The sequence below is a fragment of the Arthrobacter gandavensis genome (genome assembly GCF_015355785.1).
GTDB lineage: Bacteria > Actinomycetota > Actinomycetes > Actinomycetales > Micrococcaceae > Arthrobacter_B > Arthrobacter_B gandavensis_A.
The window spans coordinates 1-5,728 of the sequence record NZ_JADKYW010000004.1 but is presented as its reverse complement, the minus strand read 5'-3'; the positions used below and the strand labels follow the sequence as shown (position 1 = coordinate 5,728).

Annotated in this window: 3 rRNA genes; all 3 read left to right on the top strand. The window is 55.8% G+C overall.

The features are described 5' to 3' along the window. The first annotated feature begins 186 nt into the window (after window positions 1–186). The 3 genes from ITX31_RS05095 (at window position 187) to rrf (ending at window position 5,659) form a co-directional block, all read left to right on the top strand. Window positions 187–1,716 (top strand): 16S ribosomal RNA (locus ITX31_RS05095). A 464-nt stretch (window positions 1,717–2,180) separates the two neighbouring features. After that, a 23S ribosomal RNA gene (locus tag ITX31_RS05090) occupies window positions 2,181–5,316 on the top strand. Window positions 5,317–5,542: 226 nt separating this feature from the next. After that, window positions 5,543–5,659, top strand: a 5S ribosomal RNA gene (gene rrf, locus ITX31_RS05085). The 16S, 23S and 5S rRNA genes sit together here, the layout of an rRNA operon. Window positions 5,660–5,728 lie beyond the last annotated feature (69 nt).

The window sequence follows — 5,728 nt, the reverse complement described above, 5'->3', positions numbered from 1 at the left end:
CCGGATGTGCCTGTTGTTTGAGAACTCAATAGTGTGCCAAGTTTATTGATACCGATTATTTTAATTGGTTGAATTGGCTGTCCCGCCCACCCCGTGGGCTGTGGATGGTTTTTTTAGCTGGTTTCGAATTTAGTGCATGACTGTGCAGCCAATTTTCCTTGGCTCCGGTTGTGTGTCTGTAAAACATTTACGGAGAGTTTGATCCTGGCTCAGGATGAACGCTGGCGGCGTGCTTAACACATGCAAGTCGAACGATGACTTCTGTGCTTGCACAGAATGATTAGTGGCGAACGGGTGAGTAACACGTGAGTAACCTGCCCTTAACTTCGGGATAAGCCTGGGAAACCGGGTCTAATACCGGATACGACCTCCTGGCGCATGCCATGGCGGTGGAAAGCTTTATTGCGGTTTTGGATGGACTCGCGGCCTATCAGCTTGTTGGTTGGGGTAATGGCCCACCAAGGCGACGACGGGTAGCCGGCCTGAGAGGGTGACCGGCCACACTGGGACTGAGACACGGCCCAGACTCCTACGGGAGGCAGCAGTGGGGAATATTGCACAATGGGCGAAAGCCTGATGCAGCGACGCCGCGTGAGGGATGACGGCCTTCGGGTTGTAAACCTCTTTCAGCAGGGAAGAAGCGAAAGTGACGGTACCTGCAGAAGAAGCGCCGGCTAACTACGTGCCAGCAGCCGCGGTAATACGTAGGGCGCAAGCGTTATCCGGAATTATTGGGCGTAAAGAGCTCGTAGGCGGTTTGTCGCGTCTGCTGTGAAAGCCCGGGGCTCAACCCCGGGTCTGCAGTGGGTACGGGCAGACTAGAGTGCAGTAGGGGAGACTGGAATTCCTGGTGTAGCGGTGAAATGCGCAGATATCAGGAGGAACACCGATGGCGAAGGCAGGTCTCTGGGCTGTAACTGACGCTGAGGAGCGAAAGCATGGGGAGCGAACAGGATTAGATACCCTGGTAGTCCATGCCGTAAACGTTGGGCACTAGGTGTGGGGGACATTCCACGTTTTCCGCGCCGTAGCTAACGCATTAAGTGCCCCGCCTGGGGAGTACGGCCGCAAGGCTAAAACTCAAAGGAATTGACGGGGGCCCGCACAAGCGGCGGAGCATGCGGATTAATTCGATGCAACGCGAAGAACCTTACCAAGGCTTGACATGAACCGGTAAAGCGTAGAAATACGCTCCCCACTTGTGGCCGGTTTACAGGTGGTGCATGGTTGTCGTCAGCTCGTGTCGTGAGATGTTGGGTTAAGTCCCGCAACGAGCGCAACCCTCGTTCTATGTTGCCAGCGGGTTATGCCGGGGACTCATAGGAGACTGCCGGGGTCAACTCGGAGGAAGGTGGGGACGACGTCAAATCATCATGCCCCTTATGTCTTGGGCTTCACGCATGCTACAATGGCCGGTACAAAGGGTTGCGATACTGTGAGGTGGAGCTAATCCCAAAAAGCCGGTCTCAGTTCGGATTGAGGTCTGCAACTCGACCTCATGAAGTTGGAGTCGCTAGTAATCGCAGATCAGCAACGCTGCGGTGAATACGTTCCCGGGCCTTGTACACACCGCCCGTCAAGTCACGAAAGTTGGTAACACCCGAAGCCGGTGGCCTAACCCCTTGTGGGAGGGAGCCGTCGAAGGTGGGACCGGCGATTGGGACTAAGTCGTAACAAGGTAGCCGTACCGGAAGGTGCGGCTGGATCACCTCCTTTCTAAGGAGCACCTGAAACTGTTTGTGTTCTTCCACAGTGTTGGATGCACGGTTTCCAGGAGTATGCCCGCTGCGAAGGCGTTTGTTCTTCGGCGGGTGCTCATGGGTGGAATATCAATGAACAGGTTTGTCCGGGTTGTTCCGGGTCTGTGAGTACGCCCCCCTGGGGGTTGGAAAGCGGGTCCGGGCGGTTGCCCGGGGGAAGCGTTTGGCACACTGTTGGGTCCTGAGGCAACAGGATCTGTTGTTTCTGGTTTTCCTGCGCATGCCGGAGGCCGGGTGGTGGTTCCCTTTGCGGGGTGCCGTTTCCGGTGGATGGGTGTGACGGGGTTGTTGTTTGAGAACTACATAGTGGACGCGAGCATCTTAAAAATTATTAAGTGCAATTTCAGATAAACCTGGTGACCGGTCTTGTACTGGTTTTCCATGGTTTTCTCGATAGCGATATTAATTGTTGATCTTTGTGGTCAAGTTTTTAAGGGCACACGGTGGATGCCTTGGCATCAGGAGCCGAAGAAGGACGTAGGAATCTGCGATAAGCCTGGGGGAGTTGATAACCGAGCGGTGATCCCAGGATGTCCGAATGGGGAAACCCCGCCCGGCGCGCGAGTGACCGGGTGACCCGCATCTGAACACATAGGGTGCGTGGAGGGAACGCGGGGAAGTGAAACATCTCAGTACCCGCAGGAAGAGAAAACAACAGTGATTCCGTTAGTAGTGGCGAGCGAACGCGGAAGAGGCTAAACCAGTGGTGTGTGATAGCCGGCGGGCGTTGCATCACTGGGGTTGCGGGACTTTCCGTATCAGTTCTGCCGGACTGGTGAAGTGAGTGCAGGTGCATAGGTGAACTGGTTTGAAAGCCAGGCCGTAGAGGGTGTTAGCCCCGTAACCGGAATGTATGCTGCCGCTTGGAGAGGATCCCAAGTAGCACGGGGCCCGAGAAATCCCGTGCGAATCTGCCAGGACCACCTGGTAAGCCTAAATACTCCCTGATGACCGATAGCGGACAAGTACCGTGAGGGAAAGGTGAAAAGTACCCCGGGAGGGGAGTGAAATAGTACCTGAAACCGTGTGCCTACAAACCGTCGGAGCAGCCTTGTAGCTGTGACGGCGTGCCTTTTGAAGAATGAGCCTGCGAGTTAGTGTTACGTCGCGAGGTTAACCCGTGTGGGGAAGCCGTAGCGAAAGCGAGTCTGAACAGGGCGAGTGAGTGGCGTGATCTAGACCCGAAGCGGAGTGATCTACCCATGGCCAGGTTGAAGCGACGGTAAGACGTCGTGGAGGACCGAACCCACTTCAGTTGAAAATGGAGGGGATGAGCTGTGGGTAGGGGTGAAAGGCCAATCAAACTCCGTGATAGCTGGTTCTCCCCGAAATGCATTTAGGTGCAGCGTTGCGTGTTTCTTGCCGGAGGTAGAGCTACTGGATGGCCGATGGGCCCTACAAGGTTACTGACGTCAGCCAAACTCCGAATGCCGGTAAGTGAGAGCGCAGCAGTGAGACTGTGGGGGATAAGCTTCATAGTCGAGAGGGAAACAGCCCAGACCACCAACTAAGGCCCCTAAGCGTGTGCTAAGTGGGAAAGGATGTGGAGTTGCCCAGACAACCAGGAGGTTGGCTTAGAAGCAGCCACCCTTGAAAGAGTGCGTAATAGCTCACTGGTCAAGTGATTCCGCGCCGACAATGTAGCGGGGCTCAAGTACACCGCCGAAGTTGTGGCATTCAGATTTTTGGTAAGCCTTCGTGGTTCAGCCGTCTGGATGGGTAGGGGAGCGTCGTGTGGGCAGTGAAGCTGCGGTGTAAACCAGTGGTGGAGCCTACACGAGTGAGAATGCAGGCATGAGTAGCGAAAGACGGGTGAGAAACCCGTCCGCCGAATGATCAAGGGTTCCAGGGTCAAGCTAATCTGCCCTGGGTAAGTCGGGACCTAAGGCGAGGCCGACAGGCGTAGTCGATGGACAACGGGTTGATATTCCCGTACCGGCGAAAAACCGCCCATACTGAACGGGGGAAACTAACCGCCCGAAACCTGCCCGTGCACCCTTGTGGTGTTCCGGGTTTTGGTGGAGCGCGGGACCGTATCCCGGGAGGTAAGCGTATTAACAGGTGTGACGCAGGAAGGTAGCCGGGCCGGGCGATGGTTGTCCTGGTCTAAGGATGTAGGGTCAGTGATAGGCAAATCCGTCACTGTGTCTTTGATGACGCACCTGAGATCTGATGGGACCCCCGAACGGGGGAATCCGGTGATCCTATGCTGCCTAGAAAAGCATCGGCGCGAGGTTTTAGCCGCCCGTACCCCAAACCGACACAGGTGATCAGGTAGAGAATACCAAGGCGATCGAGAGAATTATGGTTAAGGAACTCGGCAAAATGCCCCCGTAACTTCGGGAGAAGGGGGGCCTGCCCCGTGATGGAGACTTGCTTTCCGGAGCGGGTGTGGGCCGCAGAGACCAGGGGGAAGCGACTGTTTACTAAAAACACAGGTCCGTGCGAAGTCGCAAGACGATGTATACGGACTGACTCCTGCCCGGTGCTGGAAGGTTAAGAGGACCGGTTAGCCCTTGCGGGCGAAGCTGGGAATTTAAGCCCCAGTAAACGGCGGTGGTAACTATAACCATCCTAAGGTAGCGAAATTCCTTGTCGGGTAAGTTCCGACCTGCACGAATGGAGTAACGACTTCCCCGCTGTCTCAACCATAAACTCGGCGAAATTGCAGTACGAGTAAAGATGCTCGTTACGCGCAGCAGGACGGAAAGACCCCGAGACCTTTACTATAGTTTGGTATTGGTGTTCGGTGTGGCTTGTGTAGGATAGGTGGGAGACTGTGAGACCCGGACGCCAGTTCGGGTGGAGTCATCGTTGAAATACCACTCTGGTCATACTGGATATCTAACTTCGGCCCGTAATCCGGGTCAGGGACAGTGCCTGATGGGTAGTTTAACTGGGGCGGTTGCCTCCTAAAGAGTAACGGAGGCGCCCAAAGGTTCCCTCAGCCTGGTTGGCAATCAGGTGTCGAGTGTAAGTGCACAAGGGAGCTTGACTGTGAGAGAGACATCTCGAGCAGGGACGAAAGTCGGGACTAGTGATCCGGCGGTACATTGTGGAATGGCCGTCGCTCAACGGATAAAAGGTACCTCGGGGATAACAGGCTGATCTTGCCCAAGAGTCCATATCGACGGCATGGTTTGGCACCTCGATGTCGGCTCGTCGCATCCTGGGGCTGGAGTAGGTCCCAAGGGTTGGGCTGTTCGCCCATTAAAGCGGTACGCGAGCTGGGTTTAGAACGTCGTGAGACAGTTCGGTCCCTATCCGCTGCGCGCGCAGGAAATTTGAGAAGGGCTGTCCTTAGTACGAGAGGACCGGGACGGACGAACCTCTGGTGTGTCAGTTGTACTGCCAAGTGCATCGCTGATTAGCTACGTTCGGATGGGATAACCGCTGAAAGCATCTAAGCGGGAAGCCTGCTTCAAGATGAGATTTCCATGCACCTTGTGTGTGAGAGGCCCCCAGCCAGACCACTGGGTTGATAGGCCGGATGTGGAAGCGGGGACTAAAGACCCGTGAAGCTGACCGGTACTAATAGGCCGATAACTTACACCACACATATCCTGGGCAGAACACGACTTCAAACGGTTCCGCCAAAGAAGGGGTATGAAGATCATGCTGCTTGCGTCCACTATGTGGTTCCCAACCAACAACCCGCGTTGTTGCAGGGAACATAACTGAATAGCTGCCGGCCCTGGTATCAGGGGCCGGGAGCATCTGGTACCACGTACCCCCATCAGGTTTACCCACCCCGCACACACGCGGGGGTCGGGTTCAAGGGTTACGGCGGTCATTGCGCGGGGGAAACGCCCGGTCCCATTCCGAACCCGGAAGCTAAGACCCGCAGCGCCGATGGTACTGCACTCGGGAGGGTGTGGGAGAGTAGGTCACCGCCGGACAATCATTGACAGGTTCAGGCCCCGCAGCGCTGCGGGGCCTGAACCTCTTTAACACCCCGGTCCACCCCG